1 protein-coding gene is annotated in these 411 nt (G+C 64.2%); it reads right to left on the bottom strand.

What is annotated here, in order from left to right:
• The coding region (locus tag AACU19_RS20720; protein WP_157945125.1) for an Ig-like domain-containing protein at positions 1-411 on the bottom strand (411 nt) is incomplete at both ends.

Below are 411 nucleotides of genomic sequence, written 5' to 3'. Positions count from 1 at the left end.
CGCCGTCCTGACATCCGCGACAAACGTCACGTTCCGGCTCAGGCTGCTGCTGTTGATGCTGGCAGTGACAGTACTGGCTCCCGCCGTCTGGCTGGTGACACTGATCTCCACCGTGCCGTCCGGCTCTGTGATTACCGTCGGGGCAGTCGTTGCGCCGTTGTCCGCCAACACGCTGACCGTCTGCCCGGCAAGCGCATTACCGAACGCATCGGTGACCCTCGCCCGCAGCATATTCGCCATTGCGCCGTCTGCCACTGAGTTATCCCGGGTGACTACCAGATCCGCGATCTGCGCCGTCCTGACATCCGCGACAAACGTCACGTTCCGGCTCAGGCTGCTGCTGTTGATGCTGGCGGTGAGTGTACTGGTGCGCGCCGGCTGGCTGCTGACACCGATCTCCACCGGCTCCGC

Origin of the sequence: Escherichia sp. MOD1-EC4550, from assembly GCF_963876935.1 — a bacterium.
In the GTDB taxonomy this organism is placed as follows: domain Bacteria; phylum Pseudomonadota; class Gammaproteobacteria; order Enterobacterales; family Enterobacteriaceae; genus Escherichia; species Escherichia coli_F.
This window is presented reverse-complemented; position numbering and strand designations above follow the sequence as displayed.